Below are 19,004 nucleotides of genomic sequence, written 5' to 3'. Positions count from 1 at the left end.
TGTCTGTCACAATTCGCGAAAGATGGAATGCACTCATTACAAGGAGCACAGCATGAAATTCAGCAATTTGCGAGTGGCGGCCAAACTCTGGTTGGCGGTGGGGGTTGTCGTAGTTCTCGTGCTGATGTTGGTTGGGCTGCTTGGGTTTCGTTCCGCGAAATTGGCGATTGAAGGGGCAACGGCGCAGCGGGGTATGGAGCTGCGTGTGGTGCGTTCTACCCAGTGGGCCGGTTTGACGGCGCTGAATGCGGTGCGGGCCGAGGCCGGCTTGATGAGTTCGGATGCTTCGGTCAGCGAGGCGTTTAAGGAGCCGACTGCGGCGACCAGTAGCCAAATTACCGAGATCCAAAAAGAGATCACGGCCATGGAGTTGTCGCCTGAGGACAAGGCTCAGCTGGACAAAATTGCGGCCAACCGCAAACTTGTGCTGGATTCGCGGGCGCGGGCATTGCAGCTCAAAAAAGATGGCAAAACCGACGAGGCCCAAGCTTTGCTGAAAGGCGAGGTGAAGACCGCAGTTGTCAATTATTTGAGCGAACAGCGCAAATTCGTGGAAATGCAGGAGCAAGCCCAGGCCCGATTGGAGGTGGAAACCAATGCGCAGCGGGCAATGCTGTTCCAGGTTGTCTGTGTGGGGCTGGCGCTGTTGGTGCTGGGATTGTTGGGCGGTGCATACTGGTTGATCAATAGCATCCGGCAGTTGCTGGAGCAGGCTAATTTTGTGGCGGCTCGTATTGCCGAAGGTGATCTCAGTACAGAGATTGATTCGACCCGCCAGGATGAGTTTGGCGATCTGCTGCGGTCTTTGCGCGCAATGAGCCAGTCACTGGGACTAATGGTGCACCAGGTTCGTCAGAGCACGGACAACATTGCGACCGTCAGCGCTGAAATCGCCAGTGGCAACAATGATCTGGCTGCCCGCACCGAGCAGACAGCCAGCAATCTGCAGCAGACAGCTGCGTCCATGGACCACTTGACCAATACTGTGCGTCAGAGTGCCGACAGCGCACACCAAGCCAGTACCTTGGCTGCGAATGCTTCCAGCGTGGCGCAAAAGGGGGGTGAAGTTGTCAAGCAGGTGGTGGTGACGATGGAGGACATCAATGCCAGTAGCAAGAAGATTGCGGACATCATCGGCGTCATTGATGGCATTGCCTTTCAAACCAATATTCTGGCGTTGAATGCGGCTGTGGAAGCGGCCCGTGCGGGCGAGCAGGGCCGTGGTTTTGCGGTCGTGGCCAGTGAAGTGCGCGGCCTAGCGCAACGCAGCGCCCAAGCCGCCAAAGAGATCAAGAACTTGATTGATAGTTCTGTGGAGAAGGTGGAGTCGGGCGCACGACTGGTGGCGCAGGCTGGCAGTACCATGACTGACATCGTGCAGTCGGTCAAGCGTGTGACCGATATCGTGGGCGAGATCACCTCGGCGGCCAACGAGCAAAGTTCGGGCATCGGTGAAATCAACCAAGCCGTGGTGACGTTGGATCAAATGACCCAGCAAAATTCAGCCTTGGTGGAAGAAAGCGCGGCTGCGGCCAGCAGTATGCGGGAACAGGCGGCGCAGTTGGCATCCGCCGTGGCGGTGTTCAAAGTGCCCCCATCTATCCAGGGTCAGTCCACGCTGTCCCGGCATGCTGCACCGGCCAAAGCCGCTGTTGCCACTGGCCACAGTACCAAGCCCGCAGCCAAATTGGCCACCCAAAAACCTGTTGCAACTGCGGCAGCGAAGAAGGTGGCCAGCCCTCCAGCACGGACCTTGGCTGCGCCCAAGGCAGCTGCCGCAAGTCGGCCCAGCGCCTCAGCGGGTGGCGAAGGCGACTGGGAGACTTTTTAAGCCGAGTTTGGGTTACGCGACTTCCGCAACCAGTTCGATCTCTACGCAAGCACCCAAGGGGATTTGCGCCACGCCAAAAGCGCTGCGTGCATGCGCGCCTTTCACCGGGCCGAACACTGTGCCCAGCAATTCACTGGCACCGTTGGTCACCAGGTGCTGCTCCGTGAAGTCAGCGGTGGAGTTCACCAGGGACATGACTTTGACGATGCGGGTGATCTTGTTCAGATCGCCGACTGCAGCGTGCAGCGTGCCCAGCAGGTCAACCGCCGCAGCGCGGGCGGCCGCTTGGCCTTCGGCAGTGCTGATGTTCTTGCCGAGTTGTCCCACCCAGACCTTGCCATCCTGCTTGGCCAGATGGCCGCTCAGGAACACCAGATTGCCGGTTTGTACAAAGGGTACATAGGCTGCTGCCGGCGTAGAAACGGGGGGCAGGGTGATGTTGAGTTCTTTGAGCTTGGCGTAAATGTCCATGGTGCTTCCTTATGATGAAAAATGGTTGTAGCGCAGGTTTTATCTGCGCAGGCAGCTATCTATTTGATAGTAAGTGGGCGCAGATTCGGTTCAGGATTGCCATTGCGTGGGCGAGGGCAACCAGCTGCTGCTTTGGGATTGGCTTTGCGATGCGCCGCCGTCTGTTTGGCCTGAACCGGTCTGCCCCTGGCGTTGGGTCAGGTGGGCATAGGATACCGGTGCGGCTTCCAGTGGCATCACGGTGACGGCGACGCGCAAGGTGTGGCTGGCGCCGCCATGGATGACGCCGCGCATCGGTGACACGTCGGAATAGTCACGGCCTGTGGCCAGGGTCACATAGTCTTCACCCGGCATGCGGTTGTTGGTGGGGTCGAAGTCACACCAGCCCTGGTCACCCACAATGTCGGGCACATAGACGGATGCCCAGGCGTGGGAGGCGTCACTGCCAATCAGCCGGGGTTGGCCTGGTGCCGGGTGCGTCAGTAGGTAGCCGCTCACATAGCGCGCCGGTAAGCCCATGGCACGGCAGCAGGCCACCATGATGTGGGCAAAGTCCTGGCATACGCCTTGGCGTAGCGCTAGTGCCTCTACTGCGGGTGTATTGACCTCGGTGCTTTCGGATGAATACGTGAAGTCGGTATAGATGCGCTCCATCAGGTCCTGTGCCGCTACCAGCAGGGGTACTCCAGGAGCGAAGCTGGGGCGTGCATAGGCCGCGAAATCGTCATGGCGCGGCACATAGGGGGACGCAAACACGAATTCTGCTGCCGGATTGAAGCGGCTGCCGGCTTGGTAGCGAAAGCGCTCGCGCACCTGTTCCCAGGGCACGCCGCTCTGAGCCCAGGCGGGCTCGCGGGTGTTGACCACGCTGCGGGCGATCACGCACAGTTTTTCATGGGCGGCCTGCAGCGAGAAGAACGAGCACAGATTGCCGTACACATCCAAAGACTGGGTCAGCTGGCTGGGCGTGGGGCTGATTTCCAACGTATGGCTCAGTAGCTGCTGGTGGGCACTGCTGGGCGGGCGCAAATGCGCTACATGCTGGGCCGTTTCAACTGCCGGATGGTAGGTGTAGCTGGTTTCGTGGGTGATTTCCAAGCGCATCTTGGTGGCCTTTTCAATGGGTTGCGCCGTGCGCGGCCTGGCGGGCATGCGGGTGCAACTCAGGCTCCCAGGCTTCGCTTGGCGTCCCGCGAGTGGGTGAAGTAGGTGGCGCTGATTTCATCCGAGGTGTCATAGGCACATTGTGCACATTGCGTCAGCAGCCGTATCAGGTGGCTGTAGTGCCCCTGGGCGTCCACGCTGCACAGCTTGGCCAGATCCCAGTCGGCCGGTGCCACCACCTTTTGGGCCATGGGGCTGAGCTCATTCGGCGCGCTGCCAGCCAGCTTGGCCAGGCGACCACGCAGGGTCTGGGCGACCCAGGCCAGCGAGCGGGGGTTATCGCGGTCCAGCACCAGCAGGTCCAGCAGGGCCACGACTTCGCGGCTTTGCTGGTACTGCGAATGGAAGGTGATGCTGCTGTCAAACAGTGACACCATGGCTTCAAAGCCGCCGGTGTTGGCCACGGATCCGGTTTTGAAGCCACGTGCCAAAGCGCTGGACAAAAAGCCCAGACGTTCGATATGGCGGCCAATGCTTAGCAGGCGCCAGCCATCATCGCGCGTCATGCGATCGGTTTGGGCGCCGGTCATGGCGGCCAGATGGGTGCTGGTGGCTTCAAGTACCTGCAAGGCTTCGATTGGAGAAAAGTCGCCGCCACGGCCATTGCGGGCGCAGCGGCTGAAGAACTTCTCCTCGGCGCGCAGGATGACGTTCCAGTGCTCTTGCGACAGTCGTTCACGCAGCGTGGCGGCCGTGTTCTTGATGGCCCGCAGGTTGTAGCCCACGCTGTGCGCGGCATTGGGGTCGGCCAGTGCGGCGATCAGTGAGCGTTCAAACACCCGCCGAGCCTGCAGCGGAGAGGGTACAGCGGCCAGCACCAGGCCATGCTGTACCGACATCTCATGCAGCCAGGACAGGAAGGGTGTGGCCGTTTGGTCCTCGCCCCCCAGGCCTTCCAACGTGACGCGTGCCAGGCGTAAGGTGTTTTCGGTACGCTCGGCATAGCGTCCCAGCCAGAACAGGTTTTCAGCGGCGCGGCTGGTGACGCGGTGGCTGCGCCGGGTCACGGCCTCGGGTGACAGGCTGGTATGCAGCAGCGTGGTACGGTCCACTTCGCCCTGGGCCTTGACCCATACGTCGGCGCTGCTGCCACCGCGCTGCATGGAGGCCACACTGTCGCCAGCATTCACCATGCGCGCCAGGCCGCCAGGCAGTACGCGCCAGGACTGCGGACCATCCGACACAGCAAATACGCGCAGCATCGTGGAGCGCGGCGCAATGCGTGCCGGTTGGCCGGGCTGGGTACTCCAGGTGGGCATTTGCGACAGCGGCATATAGCCTTGCACTGTGTATTCGTCACCCTGGCGCAGGATGCGGCCGGCCCATTCGTCCAGTTCGCGGCGCGACAGGGATTTGCCCAGCACGGCGTCAAACGAGCGGCGGCTGGCAGCACCCTGGTAGGTTGGCTTGATCACGCAGTTGCCGAGTTCGGGCAGGGCGGCTTCCATGGCGGCGCGCTCGCCACACCACCAGGTCGGCAGGGCCGGCAGTTGCAGGTCTTCGCCCAGCAAGTGGCGCGACAGGGCCGGCAGAAAACCCAGCAAAGCGGGGGATTCAAGGAAGGCCGAACCGGGCGGGTTGGCCATCAGCACATTGCCCGCGCGTATGACTTGCAGCAGCCCGGGGACGCCCAGGCGGGAGTCAGGCCGCAGCTCCAGCGGGTCCAGAAACTGGTCGTCCAGGCGTTTTAGCAGTCCGTGCACGGGCTCCAGGCCCTTGAGGGTCTTGAGGTACAGGCGCTGGTCGCGCACCGTGAGGTCGCTGCCTTCTACCAACGTCAGACCCAGGTAGCGTGCCAGGTAGGCGTGCTCGAAATAGGTTTCGTTGTAGGGGCCGGGGGTGAGGAGGGCGATATGGGCGTCCTTGCCTGCCGGGCTCATGCGCTTGAGACCATCCACCAAGGCCTGGTAGGTAGCGGCCAGCCGCTGGATGTGCATGGACTCGAAGGCTTGCGGGAACAGGCGCGAGATGGACAGCCGGTTTTCCAGTAGATAGCCCAGTCCCGAAGGGGCTTGCGTGCGCTGCGATACCACCCACCAGTTGCCGTCGGGGCCGCGCGCCAGGTCAAAGGCTGCCACGTGCAGATGGGTGCTGCCCAGGGGCTGCACGCCATGCATGGAGCGTAGATAGCCAGGGTGGCCTTGCACCAGGTCGGGCGGCAACAAGCCTTGCGCCAGCAGTTGCTGGGGGCCGTAGATATCGGCCAACACACGGTCCAGTACGCGCACACGTTGCAGCACGCCGGTTTCGATTTGCTGCCAGCTTTCCGGGGTGACGATCAGCGGGAACAGGTCCAGCGACCAGGGCCGCTGTGGGTTCTCCGGGTCGGCATAAACGTTGTAGGTGACGCCGTTGTCGTGGATCTGGCGCCGCAACTGTTCGGTGCGCCGGTTCAGGTCGGCAAAGCCGCTGGAGCCCAGGTGTTCAAAGAAATGGTTCCACTCGGGTACCAGGGGCGCGCGCTCGGCGGCGGACTTGTGCGGACTGGCGTCGGATGCCCTGGCTTGGCCGCGTAACTCATCAAAATGCCCTAGGGCTGCGCTGCGCGCAAGCACAGACGCCAGGGCTCGTGGGTCCTGCGACATGGGCATTTGAAATAGGGGGGTGTTCTGATTTTCCACAATTCACCCAATTGTCACACCAGATGAGGGGGCAAACGCCGCAGGCGGATGCCCCCGTGCATAAACATATGCCACCCGTTACGGGCGGCGGGTGGATCAGCGACGCAGATCCAGGGTGAATGGGAACTCGCGGCTGCCGGGCACGTTGATGGTGGCCGGGGGGACGCGCATTTCGCCAGGGGTATGGCCCATGCGTGTGAAGCGCGATAAACGGCGGCTTTCTGCGGTATTCGCATTGACCGGGAAGTTCTCGTAGTTCACACCGCCTGGATGGGTCACGAAGTACTGGCAGCCACCTACCGAGTGCTTCATCCAGGTGTCCACGATGTCGAAGGTCAGCGGCGCATGGATGCCGATGGTCGGATGCAGGGCCGATGGCGGGTTCCAGGCGCGGTAGCGCACGCCCGATACATATTCGCCCACGGTGCCCGTGGGTTGCAGCGGCACGGCATGGCCATTGCAGGTGACCACGTAGCGGCTTTGGTTGAAGCCGGTCACGCGCACTTCCATGCGCTCCAGGGACGAATCCACATAGCGGGCGGTGCCGCTGGACGTGCTTTCTTCGCCCAGCACATGCCAGGGCTCCAGCGCATTGCGAAGCGTTAGCGTCATGCCATGGGTCTGGATGTCGCCCACCAGCGGGAAGCGGAATTCGAGGTGCGGCGCGAACCAGCTTTTGTCGAACGCGTAGCCGGCCATGTTCATCTCGTCGATGACGTCGTTGAAGTCCATCTCGATGAAGGTTGGCAGCATGAAGCGGTCGTGCAGCTCGGTACCCCAGCGCGTGGCGGGCGCCTTGTACGGTTCGTTCCAGAACCGGGCCACCAGAGCGCGCAGCAGCAACTGTTGGGCAATGCTCATGCGGGCATGGGGTGGCATCTCGAACGCGCGGAACTCCAGCAGGCCCAGGCGGCCCGTGGCGCTGTCGGGCGAGTACATCTTGTCGATGGAGAACTCGCTGCGGTGGGTGTTGCCGGTGGCGTCGATCAGGATGTTGCGCAGTGTGCGGTCCACGATCCATGGCGGCATGTCTTGGCCATATTTTTCACGGTTCTTGGCGACTTGCTCGACCGCGATCTCCAGCTCGTAGAGCTGGTCGTTGCGGGCCTCGTCCACGCGTGGCGACTGGCTGGTCGGGCCGACAAACATGCCGCTGAACAGATAGCTCAGCGACGGATGGTTGTGCCAGTAGACCAGCAGGCTGGTCAGCAGCTCGGGCCGGCGCAGGAACGGGCTTTCCGCCGGGGTGGCGCCACCCATGACGAAGTGGTTGCCGCCGCCGGTGCCCACGTGGCGGCCATCGGTCATGAACTTCTCGGCGCTCAGACGCGATTCAAATGCGGCGTTGTACAGAAATTCGGTGTTGTAGACCAACTCGCCCCAGGAGGTGACCGGGTGTACGTTGACCTCGATCACGCCAGGGTCGGGTGTCACGGCCAGCAGCTTCAGGCGCGGGTCACGCGGAGGTGGGTAGCCTTCGAGGACCAGCTTGACGCCGAGTTGCTCGGCCGTGTTTTCCACGGCGGACAGCAGTTCAATGTAGTCCTCCAGCAGCTCCAGTGGCGGCATGAAGACGTAGATCACGCCGGACTTGGTACCCACGGCTTCGGCCTTGGGGCCGCTGGCGCGGCGCGGGTCGCGTACTTCCACGCACAGCGCGGTACGTCCTACCCAGTATGCAGACTCGTTGCGTGCCGGCACGCGGTTGAAGTCGGCGGGTTCGGTTTGCCCGGGGCGGGACGCGTTCGCCAACGGGGGCACTGCGCCGAGTGCGCTGGCCGAGCCGTCCTGGCGTTGCCGCGCGGCTTCGGGCTGCGGCGTACCACCGGCCTGGTAGGGCATGCTGGCACGTTCGGTCAGGGTGGGCACCTGGGTCGGACGCAGCGGGCCGCCTACGGCGGTGGCGCTGCTGGTGAAGCCTGCTGCGCGCGCCGCAGCCCGGTTGGCGTAGCGGGCGTAAATGCTGCTGGATTCGGGCAGACCGGGGCGTGGAATCGACGGGTCCTGCTCGATCATGTAGGGGAACTCGGCCTCGCTGACCCATGGCAAGGAGTCCAGCGGCAGGCGGAAGCCCATGGGCGAATCGCCGGGCATCAGGTACATGCGCTCGTCGCGCAGGAACCAGGGGCCGGTGGTCCACACCGGGCCGGCCAGGCGTGGGCCGTCGGCGGGGCGCACGGGCAGCACATAGCCGATCACCGAGTCCAGCTTTTGCTCGAAAACACGGCGCAGGCGGGCGCGTTCCATCTCGTCGCTGAGCTTGGAGTTGAACGGGTCTACGTTGACAGGCAGGCGGCGCTCGCGCCACAGGTAGTACCACACGTCTTCGTAGGCGGGCAGGATGAACTTGGTGGTGATGCCCAGGTTTTCGGCCAGACGTTGGGTGAACCGCTGTGCGTCTTCGCTGGTGTAGTTGGAGGCTTGGCGCTCATCGGCAAACAGGGCGGGGTTGCGCCACACGGGTTGGCCGTCGGCGCGCCAGAAGATATTCAACGCCCAGCGTGGCAGTTGCTCGCCTGGGTACCACTTGCCCTGGCCAAAGTGCAGAAAACCGCCCTGGCCGTATTCGTCGCGCAGCTTTTGCACCAGCTCGGTGGCGAAGCCGCGCTTCGTGGGGCCCAGGGCATCGGTATTCCATTCGGCGGCGTCTCGGTCGTTCACGGCGACAAAGGTGGGCTCGCCGCCCATGGTCAGGCGCACATCGCCGGCGACCAGGTCCTGGTCCACTTTTTCACCCAGGGCCAGCACCTCGGCCCATTGCTCGTCGGTATAGGGCTTGGTGACGCGTGGCGATTCATACAGGCGCGTGACCTGCATGTGGTGTTCGAATTCGACCTCGGCCTTGTCCACGCCGCCTTCAATCGGCGCGGCGCTGGAGGGCTGGGGCGTGCAGGCCAGGGGGATGTGGCCTTCGCCTGCAAACAGGCCTGAGGTGGCGTCCAGGCCGACCCAGCCGGCACCGGGCAGGAAGACTTCGCACCAGGCGTGCAGGTCGGTGAAATCCACTGTCGTGCCGCTGGGGCCGTCCAGGGCTTTCACGTCGGGGGTCAGCTGGATCAGGTAGCCAGATACGAAGCGTGCCGCCAGGCCGCAATGGCGCAGCAACTGCACCAGCAGCCAGCCGGAGTCGCGGCAGGAGCCGCTGGCTTTCTCCAGGGTTTCTTCCGGCGTTTGCACACCGGGCTCCATGCGGATCAGGTATTTGATGTCGTGCTGGACCTGTTGGTTGATGGAGACCAGAAAGTCATTGGTCGGCTGCTTCTCCAGATTCAGCTTGTCCAGATAGGCTTGCACCAGCGGCGTGACAGGCTCGGTTGCCAGATAGGGAGAGAGTTCTTCCTTTAGACCGTCCTTGTACTTGAAGGGAAAGTGCTGGGCCTCGGGCTCCAGGAAGTAGTCGAAGGGGTTGTACACCGCCATTTCGACCACCAGGTCCACGGTGACCTTGAATTCGGTGGTTTTCTCGGGGAACACCAGGCGGGCCTGGTAGTTGGCGAACGGGTCCTGCTGCCAGTTCACGAAATGGTTGGCGGGTTCGATTTTCAGCGAGTAAGAGATGACATTGCTGCGGCAATGGGGGGCAGGGCGCAGACGGATGACTTGGGGGCCGAGGTTGACCGGGCGGTCGTACTTATAGTGCGTAACGTGGTTCAGTGCGGCGTGGATCGACATGTATGTGTCTCTTGGTAGCTGGAAAGTTCTGGCCAGACAACGTCTTGGCCTGCCCGCATACTAGCAAGTCCTGAGCCACGAGAATGTGTAGATACTGTGGCAGTTCAACATAACTCTATGCAAAACCCATGGCCGTCTGAGATTAAACGCGTGGTGCTGGTGGCTCCTGGCTTGGCAGGCTGGGTGGCGGGTACGGCACTGCAGCTCGGGCAGGCGCAGCTGTGGTCTTGGCAGGTTTATGTGTTGATCATGCTGCTAGCGCTTGTTTTGATTGCATGTGTAGCTATCAAAAGAATAGCCTTCGCAGCGCCTTGGATGCATGGGATGGCCCGATGGGCCTTGGCTTTTCTGGGTGTCTTGCTGCTGGCCTTCGGGTTGTGTGGCCTGCGCTGCTCGGCCTTTGTCCAAACCGCGCTTGACCCCACGCTGGAGGGGCGAGACATCACGGTGGTCGGGATGGTGGCGCAGATGCCACAGCGTACCGAGTCGGGCCTGCGTTTTCGGCTGGAAGTGGAGTCCGCCCGCATGGGCAATGTGCCGGTTGCCGTGCCGCCGCGCATCGACCTGTCCTGGTATGACGGCGTGCTGGCTTTCGGCGCGGGTGGCAGCGCCACGCAATGGGAGCTGCAGCGCCAGCTGCCAGACCTGCGCGCCGCCCAACGCTGGCAGATGACACTGCGCTTGAAGGCGCCGCACGGCGGGCGCAATCCCCATGGATTCGACTTTGAGCTTTGGTTGTGGGAGCAGGGCGTGCAGGCCACCGGCTATGTGCGTGCCGGCCCCAACGATGTAGCGCCTCAGCTGCTGGACAGCACTTGGTGGCACCCGGTAGAGCGGGCGCGCCAGGCCGTGCGCGACGCCATTTATTTGCATGTGGCGGACCGCCATTTGGCCGGCGTGATTGCGGCCCTGGTGGTGGGCGACCAGGGTGCCATCGAACGAACGGATTGGGATATGTTCAGAGCCGCTGGCGTAGCCCATTTGATGTCCATCTCCGGGCTTCACGTGACCATGTTTGCCTGGCTGGCTGCGGGCTTGGTGGGTTGGCTGTGGCGGCGTAGCGATGTGCTGGGCTGGCGCGCCGGCCTGTGGCTGCCGGTGCCGCAGGTGGCTTTGGTGGGTGGGTTGATGTTGGCGCTGGTCTACGCGGTATTCAGTGGCTGGGGCGTGCCCTCGCAGCGCACGGTATGGATGCTGGCGACGGTGGGCGTATTGCGCCTGAGCGGCCGCAGCTGGCCCTGGCCCTCCGTGTGGCTGCTGGCTTGTGCGGTGGTGGTGGCGATTGATCCCTGGGCCTTGCTGCAGGCGGGGTTCTGGCTGAGTTTCGTCGCGGTGGCCGTGCTGTTTGCTACAGATTTGGGAGCTGCTGGCGCAGGTGATACCAGCGCTGGAGGCCGATTCCGCTCCATGTTGCGTGAGCAGTGGACGATTACGCTGGCACTCACGCCCTTGACGCTGCTGCTGTTCCAGCAGGTCTCGGTGGTGGGCTTGCTGGCCAATCTGCTGGCCATTCCCTGGGTGACGCTGGTGGTCACGCCCTTGTGCATGCTGGGGGTGCTGCTGCCGCCGGTGTGGCAGCTGGCAGCCGGCAGCATCGATGGCCTGGGCTGGGTTTTGCAGTATCTGGTGCAGCTACCATTTGCTACGGTTTCGGTAGCTTCTCCCGCACTGTGGATGGGCGCTGCAGGCGTTTTGGGTGGTGTGGTGCTGGTGTTGCCGGTACCCTGGAGTGTGCGTGCGCTGGGTTTGCCCATGTTGTTGCCGGTGCTGTTGTGGCAGTCGCCGCGTCCGCCTGAAGGTCAATTTGAATTGCTGGCGGCCGATATCGGCCAGGGCAATGCCGTGCTGGTGCGCACGGCCCACCACAGCCTGCTATACGACACGGGCCCGCGCTGGGGCCAGGACAGCGATGCCGGTCAGCGGGTGCTGCTGCCTTTGCTGCGCGCCATGGCCGAGACGCTGGACACGGTGGTGGTCAGCCACCGCGACAGCGACCACAGTGGCGGCGCGGCCTCGGTGCTGGGGCTGCAGCCGCAGGCGGAGCTGCTGAGCTCCATTGAATCCGGCCACCCTTTGCAAACGCTGCGCTCGGTCACGCGCTGTGCCGCCGGGCAGGGTTGGGACTGGGATGGCGTGCGGTTTGACGTACTGCATCCCCTGGCGGGCGACTACGCCGGCCCCGCAAAACCGAATGCGCTGAGCTGCGTGCTACGCGTATCGAACGGCGCACATACCGCCCTGCTGGTGGCCGATATCGAGCAACCCCAGGAGGCGCGTTTGGTGGGTGGGGCGGACACCCTGCGGGCCGATGTGCTGCTGGTGCCCCACCACGGCAGCAAGACTTCCAGCAGCCCGGCGTTTCTGGACGCGGTGCGACCCCGTTTTGCGCTGGTGCAAGCGGGTTACCGCAACCGCTTTGGCCACCCCGCACCGCCAGTACTGGCGCGCTACCAGGAGCGCGGCATCCAGGTGGTGGACAGCAGCCACTGTGGGGCGGCCACCTGGCAGTCGGTGGCGCCGCAGCGCGTGGTCTGCGATCGGCAGCAAGCGCCGCACTATTGGCAGCACCAGTTGGCGGATGGAGCGCTCTGAAATGTCGTTACGATGGATGCGGCGAACATAGGTCCCAGCGTTGTGCGCTTAATTTGTGCGAGTTGCGCATTTACACATCAACATGGCTCGTTACTTGCTATTCTTTGGTTTCAGGAGATGAAAACTTATGCAGAAATTTGACGAAATGTATACAGCGCTACCGTATGAGTTTTTCTCTAAGGGAAAGCAGATCCGGGATCACTACAAGATCTATGACGCATGGCTGGCCAAGCAGCCGGGCGACATGATGGCCAAGCGGCGTGAAGAGGCCGAGATGATCTTTCGCCGCGTCGGTATCACCTTTGCCGTGTACGGTGCCAAGGACGAGGACGGCTCGGGCACCGAGCGCCTGATCCCGTTTGACCTCATCCCCCGCATCATCCCTGCCCACGAGTGGGGCAGCATGGAAAAAGGCCTGGTGCAACGCGTCACCGCCTTGAACCGCTTCATCCACGACGTCTACCACGACCAGGAAATTCTGAAGGCCGGCATCATCCCGCGCGAGCAGGTGGTGAACAACGCCCAGTTCCGCCCCGAGATGATGGGCGTGGACGTGCCGAACAACATCTACTCGCACATCTCCGGCGTGGACATCGTGCGCGCCCCCGATGCCCAGGGCAACGGTGAGTACTACGTGCTGGAAGACAATCTGCGCGTGCCCAGCGGTGTGAGCTACATGCTGGAAGACCGCAAGATGATGATGCGCCTCTTCCCCGACCTCTTCAGCAGCCACCGCGTGGCACCGGTGGCCCATTACCCCGACCTGCTGCTAGAGACCTTGCGTGCTTCGGCACCCGCCGCCACGGCCGACCCGACGGTGGTGGTGTTGACCCCCGGCATGTACAACAGCGCCTACTTCGAGCATGCTTTCCTGGCGCAGCAAATGGGTATCGAGCTGGTCGAAGGCCAGGACCTGTTCGTCAAGGACAACTTCTGCTACATGCGCACCACACGTGGCCCGAAGCGGGTGGACGTGATCTACCGCCGCGTGGACGACGACTTCCTGGACCCGCAGGTCTTCCGCCCCACCTCCACCCTGGGTTGTGACGGCCTGATGGCCGCCTACCGTGCCGGCAACGTGACCATCTGCAACGGCGTGGGTACTGGCGTGGCAGACGACAAGTCCATCTATCCCTATGTGCCCAAGATGATCGAGTTCTACCTGGGTGAAAAGCCCATCCTGAACAACGTGCCCACCTTCATGTGCCGCAACAAGGACGACCTGGCCTACACCCTGGCCAACCTGAAAGACCTGGTGGTCAAGGAGGTGCATGGCGCCGGCGGCTACGGCATGTTGGTGGGGCCGGCATCGACCAAGGCCGAGATTGAGGAGTTCCGTGCCGCGCTGCTGGCCAACCCTAGCGGCTATATCGCCCAGCCCACGCTCAGCCTGTCGAGCTGCCCGACCTTTGTGGAGTCTGGCATTGCGCCGCGCCACATCGATTTGCGGCCGTTTGTGCTGTCTGCCAAGGAAGTACAGATGGTGCCCGGCGGTTTGACCCGCGTGGCCCTGAAAGATGGCTCGCTGGTGGTGAACTCGTCCCAGGGCGGCGGTACCAAAGACACCTGGATTCTGGAGGACGACTCCGTACCCGCGACCGTGCCTGCCGTGCACAGCCAATCCCAATCCTAGACACGTAGACACACAGAACAAGGAACGACCTCATGCTGTCACGCACCGCTGACCATTTATTCTGGATGTCCCGTTACACCGAGCGCGCGGAGAACACAGCGCGCATGTTGGATATCAACTACCAAACGGCCCTGCTGCCCCAGTCCAACGCAGTGGCCCAGGTGGGGCTGCAAGGCCTGTTGTCCATCAGCGAACTGCTGCACCCCTACACCGAAAAGCATGGTGCCATCACCTCGCAGTCGGTGATGGAGTTCATGGTGAAGGACGAAGAAAACCCATCCTCCATCATCTCCTGCCTGCGCGCGGCGCGTGAGAATGCCCGTGCGGTGCGTGGCACCCTGACCACCGAGGTCTGGGAGACGCTGAACACCACCTGGTTGGAAGTCAACCGCATGCTGAAGTCCGGCGAGTTTGAAAACGACCCGGCGCAGTTTTTCGAATGGGTCAAGTTCCGCTCGCATCTGTCGCGCGGCGTGACCCTGGGCACCATGCTGCAGGACGAGGCATTTCACTTCCTGCGCTTGGGTACATTCCTGGAGCGGGCCGACAACACTGCGCGCCTGGTGGATGTCAAGTTCCATGCGGTGCAAAGCGACTTCTTTGGCACTGCCAATGAGAAGGACCAGGAGTACGACTTCTACCACTGGAGCGCTATTTTGCGTAGCGTCTCGGGTTTCGAGGTGTACCGCAAGGTGTACCGCGATGTGATCAAGCCAGAGCGTGTCGCCGAGCTGCTGATTCTGCGCGCCGACATGCCGCGTTCGCTGCACGGCAGCTTGAACGAGGTGCTGAACAACCTGCTGCTGGTGTCCAGCGACCCGGGCAGCGAGACGCTGCGCCGCGCCGGCAAACTGCGTGCCGATTTGCAGTTTGCCCGTATCGATGAAATCCTGGCCACCGGCTTGCATGCTTTCCTGACCCAGTTCCTGGACCGGGTGAATGAGCTGGGCGCGTACATCAGCCGAGAGTTTTTGGTTCCTACCGCCAACTGAGCGGCGGAGAGCTGGCATCTTACTTAGCTCTACTGGAAAGGATTGCCCACCGGGGCAGTTCTTTCCACGTCTTGATTCCGGAGCCCGCCTAACGCCATGGCGTTGACCAACACGTTCACCCGTTGGCTAGGGCGCTTGAGCGTGGGGCGCAAACTTACGCTGATTTACCTGCTGGACCTGACCGCGGTCATTTATGTGTCCGGCATCCTGATCCACGAAAAATACCTGTCCATTGATTTCACCCGCAAGGAGATCAGAGGCACTGCGTACAGCGTGGCGGTACGAGATGTATTGATGTTGCCCTTTCTGCCATCGCAGAGCGGGCAGAGTGACATTGCGTTGCAACGCTTTCAGCAATTGCGCGAAAGCCTGGACGAAGAGCTGAAAACCGCCCAGGCCAGCCAGGAATTCATTTCCGCCTGGCGTATCGCCGCCCGAGTAGACGAGGTGGAGCGCCAAAATGCCTTGAAAGGCATGGTGCGGCAAGGCCGCGAGCTGCTCACCACGGTGGGCAACCAGTCGAATTTGATTCTGGACCCGGACCTGGATAGCTACTACGCCATGTCCCTGGTGGTGCTGCGCTTTCCCGAGTTGCTGGAGGTGCTGAACGACACCGTACGCATACTTCCCAAGGCACCTGCAGCAGACAAAATTCCGTCGGGCGTGACAGACCGGCGCACCGAGCTGTTGATATTGGCTGGCCGACTGGATGCCGTGGCCTTGGGTATTCGTTCCGACTACAACCAGGCATTTGCCGCAGGCACACCGGTGCAGCGCGCAGCGCTGGAGAATGGACGCAAGCTGCTGGAGCAAAGGCTGGGCGCATTTTTGACTGCCGTGCAGGAGCTGGCCGATGGCAACTCTGATCCCCAGATACTTGCGCAGTTGGGCATCCATTACACCGAGACGCTGGATGCGATGAGCACGGCCTGGGCGAGCACGGCAACCGATTTGGACCGCCTGCTGCATGACCGCGTGGATATGCTGTTCAGTCGCATGTGGCTGGACCTGGGCACGGCACTGCTGCTGTTGTCCTGCATTCTCAGCCTTGTGTATGCGGTGGCCCGGCAGATCTCGCGGCCGCTGAAGCAACTGGCTTTGGTGGCTGATGCCGTGCGCCAGACCGGCGACCACACGCGGCGCGCTGTGTGGCACAGCCGGGATGAAATAGGCCAATTGGTCACCGCTTTCAATGGCATGCTGGCGCAGCTGGACGAACAGCGCATGGTGCAGCAGGAGACGGCGGCCCGTACCCGTGCAGCCCAGGCGCAGCAGGCTTTGGTGGAGGCTATCCCGATCGCCCTTGTGGTGACTGCCGTACCCGACCACGAGGTACTGCATGCCAATGCACCGGCCCAGCTGTGGCTAGGGGGCCGCACCCGTGACCCCTGGGTAACAGGTCTGGAGCATGGCGTGCGTGCGCGGTTTTTTCAGCACCTGTCCGACCAGGGTAAGGTGGATGAATTCGAGGTGCGCTGGCAGGGTGCTGCCGAGCCGTCCTGGGCCGTGTTGTCAGCGCGTCGCTTGCAGTTTCAAGGGCGGGATGCGGTGCTGACGGCGTTTACCCCCGTCAATGTGCTGAAGGTGATGGAGAAGCGCCTGGAGCTGTGGGCCAAGGTGTTCGAGGCCTCGTCGGAGGGCATCATCATCATGGATCCCAAGCAAAAAATACTCAGTGTGAACCGCGCGTTTTGCCGCAGCACCTCTTACGATTTTTATGAGGTGATTGGTGAGCACTTTGGGTTTTTGATCGAAGGGCCACAGGCCGCAACCTTGGGGCAGCACCTGGATGGCTTTTTGCAGGAGCGTGATGCCTGGCAAGGCGAGGTGAATTTTCTCAAGCGTTCGGGCGAGACTTATCCGGCCTGGCTGATGGTGTCGGCCGTACGGGACGGCTCGCGTCTGGGGGCAGTGTCTCAGTACATCGGCATATCCGTAGACATCACCGACCGCAAGCGTACCGAAGCCCGGGTGCAGTATCTGGCGCAGCACGACGTATTGACGGAGTTGCCCAACCGCGCCCTGTGCGTGCTGAGGTTGGAAGAAGCCCTGCAAGCAGCGCGGCGCGACGGCGATCGCGTCGCAGTGCTATTCATTGATCTGGACCGCTTCAAGATCATCAACGACACCTTGGGCCACCATATTGGCGATGGCGTGCTGCGGTCCGTGGCCAGCAGGCTGACACGGGTGGTGCGGGCTGGCGATACGGTCAGCCGGCTGGGTGGCGATGAATATGTGATCGTATTGCGCGGTATTGTCGAACGTAGTGAGGTGCAAGAAATGGTCGAACAGCGGCTGATACCGCTGATTCGGCAGACACACCATGTGGAGGGCAATGCCTTGCATGTGTCTTGCAGTGTGGGTGTGGCGCTGTACCCTGAAGACGGTATGGATCTGGATGAACTGATGCGGCGGGCCGATGCCGCCATGTATGTGGCCAAGAATGCAGGGCGCGATATGCTGCGCTTCTACGAGCCCGAGATCGAACAATTGGCCCAGCACCGGCTGGTATTGGAGCAGCACTTGCGCCAGGCGTTGGCATTGGGCGAGTTCAGCCTGCAGTACCAGCCCAAGGTGAATGCCAATACCCTGGACGTTGTGGGTGTGGAGGCTTTGCTGCGCTGGGACAACCCGGAGCTGGGGGCTGTGCCATCCGCCAGTTTTATTTCCTTGGCCGAAGAGACAGGCCTGATCCGCCCGATCGGAGTCTGGGTGCTGCAACAGGCTTGTTCGCAGTTGGCACGCTGGCACGGGCAGGGACTGAGCAGCCTCAGTGTGTCGGTCAATTTGTCTGCACTGCAGTTGGCCGACGGCGATCTTGCCGAGCAGGTGCGCCATTGTCTGCGGCAGCACGGTGTCATGCCTGCGGCGCTGGAAATCGAGATCACGGAGTCCGTACTGATGGGCAACACCAACCTGGCTGAGGAGCAGCTGGTGGCGCTCAAGGCTTTGGGCATTCAGCTATCGATCGATGACTTTGGGACGGGCTATTCCAGTCTGGCGTACCTCAAGCGTTTTGCGATTGACAAGCTGAAAATAGACCAGTCTTTTGTGCGCGACATGTTGACCGATCCGACCGACCTGGCGATTGTTCGCGCCATCATTGCCTTGGGCCATACCCTGGGCCTGAAGGTGGTGGCGGAAGGGGTGGAGGGGGAGCAGGTGGCCGGTCAATTGAGGGCCTTGGCTTGTGACGAACTGCAGGGCTACTATTTTGCGCGTCCTATGGCGGCTGAGGAGCTTGCGAAGTGGTTGATTGAGCGTAAGCGAGGGGCCGAGCGGCGGCGCAGTCTTCTTGTGTGAGCCCGCCCTCGGCGATCGTCAATACGCTTGGACTTAATGTCGAGCGTTGTGGGTGGCCGTCAGCAGCTTGTCGGTGTAGGCGATGGCCAGCGCGCTGAGTAGAAATACGGCGTGGATGATGGTCTGCCACATCAGAACTTTTACCTCGTAATTTGCCGCGTTGATAAAAGTGCGCAGCAAATGTATCGATGAAATACCGATGATGGCGGTCGCCAGCTTGACCTTCAGCACCGAGGCGTTCACATGGCTAAGCCATTCTGGCTGGTCAGGGTGGCCGTCCAGGTTCATGCGGCTGACAAAGGTTTCGTAGCCCCCCACAATGACCATGATCAGCAGGTTGGAGATCATCACGACATCGATGAGCGCCAGAACGACCAGCATGATGATGGTTTCATTCAACGCGGTCGGAACGGTCGTGTTTTTGTAGCCTACGCTGGCAATGAGGATCTGTAGTGCGTCCTGGTCGCCCAAAGTGGCCTGTATCAGATGCATTAACTCCATCAAAAAATGCACCACGTACACCGCTTGTGCGGCAATCAGGCCGAGGTAGAGCGGCAGCTGTAGCCAGCGGCTGGCAAAAATAAAGCTGGGTAAGGGGCCGAGCGGAGCGTTTTTAGAGGAAGTGGGTTCGGACATATGTGCGCAGAATATTGGTAACTTTACGGCTGGATTGTAGGATTGGGGATACTGTCGATCATTGCCTACTTTGCATGTCAGCGGCGTGT

At 61.9% G+C, this 19,004-nt stretch carries 10 protein-coding genes; 5 read left to right on the top strand and 5 right to left on the bottom strand.

Annotated features, from left to right (window positions below; translation table 11 throughout):
- Positions 1-52 precede the first annotated feature (52 nt).
- Positions 53-1,831, top strand: a complete 1,779-nt coding sequence (locus AC07O2_RS15160; protein ID WP_495076576.1) for a methyl-accepting chemotaxis protein — start codon at positions 53-55, stop codon at positions 1,829-1,831.
- Positions 1,832-1,843: 12 nt separating this feature from the next.
- Here AC07O2_RS15160 and AC07O2_RS15155 read toward each other — a convergent pair whose 3' ends face one another.
- From AC07O2_RS15155 to AC07O2_RS15140, 4 genes are all read right to left on the bottom strand, one after another.
- Positions 1,844-2,302 (bottom strand): RidA family protein, encoded by a 459-nt coding sequence (locus AC07O2_RS15155; RefSeq protein ID WP_495076575.1) that lies wholly within the window; start codon positions 2,300-2,302, stop codon positions 1,844-1,846.
- Positions 2,303-2,392: 90 nt separating this feature from the next.
- Positions 2,393-3,406, bottom strand: coding sequence for a transglutaminase family protein (locus AC07O2_RS15150; protein ID WP_495076724.1), 1,014 nt, complete (start codon positions 3,404-3,406; stop codon positions 2,393-2,395).
- 59 nt (positions 3,407-3,465) lie between these two features.
- Entirely contained in the window at positions 3,466-6,051 is a 2,586-nt protein-coding gene (locus AC07O2_RS15145; RefSeq protein WP_495076574.1) for a circularly permuted type 2 ATP-grasp protein, read from the bottom strand.
- 132 nt (positions 6,052-6,183) lie between these two features.
- Entirely contained in the window at positions 6,184-9,759 is a 3,576-nt protein-coding gene (locus AC07O2_RS15140; protein ID WP_495076573.1) for a transglutaminase family protein, read from the bottom strand.
- A gap of 117 nt (positions 9,760-9,876) precedes the next feature.
- Here AC07O2_RS15140 and AC07O2_RS15135 point away from each other — a divergent pair, with 117 nt between their 5' ends.
- The 4 genes from AC07O2_RS15135 to AC07O2_RS15120 all read left to right on the top strand — a co-directional run bounded on the left by AC07O2_RS15135 (position 9,877) and on the right by AC07O2_RS15120 (position 18,279).
- Positions 9,877-12,351 carry a DNA internalization-related competence protein ComEC/Rec2 gene (locus tag AC07O2_RS15135; protein ID WP_495076572.1) on the top strand — a complete coding sequence of 825 codons (2,475 nt, stop codon included), beginning with the start codon at positions 9,877-9,879 and terminating at the stop codon, positions 12,349-12,351.
- A gap of 127 nt (positions 12,352-12,478) precedes the next feature.
- Positions 12,479-13,984: a circularly permuted type 2 ATP-grasp protein gene (locus tag AC07O2_RS15130; RefSeq protein ID WP_495076571.1), complete on the top strand. Its 1,506-nt coding sequence runs from the start codon at positions 12,479-12,481 to the stop codon at positions 13,982-13,984.
- 32 nt (positions 13,985-14,016) lie between these two features.
- A complete protein-coding gene (locus tag AC07O2_RS15125) occupies positions 14,017-14,976 on the top strand; it encodes an alpha-E domain-containing protein (RefSeq protein ID WP_495076570.1) in 960 nt (319 codons plus the stop codon).
- Positions 14,977-15,072: 96 nt separating this feature from the next.
- Complete coding sequence (locus tag AC07O2_RS15120; RefSeq protein ID WP_495076569.1) at positions 15,073-18,279, top strand: bifunctional diguanylate cyclase/phosphodiesterase; 3,207 nt, start codon at positions 15,073-15,075, stop codon at positions 18,277-18,279.
- A 33-nt stretch (positions 18,280-18,312) separates the two neighbouring features.
- Here AC07O2_RS15120 and AC07O2_RS15115 read toward each other — a convergent pair whose 3' ends face one another.
- A complete protein-coding gene (locus tag AC07O2_RS15115) occupies positions 18,313-18,915 on the bottom strand; it encodes a TIGR00645 family protein (protein ID WP_495076568.1) in 603 nt (200 codons plus the stop codon).
- Between the last annotated feature and the right edge of the window lie 89 nt (positions 18,916-19,004).

The sequence above is a fragment of the Rhodoferax sp. GW821-FHT10B06 genome (genome assembly GCF_059415605.1).
This window is presented reverse-complemented; position numbering and strand designations above follow the sequence as displayed.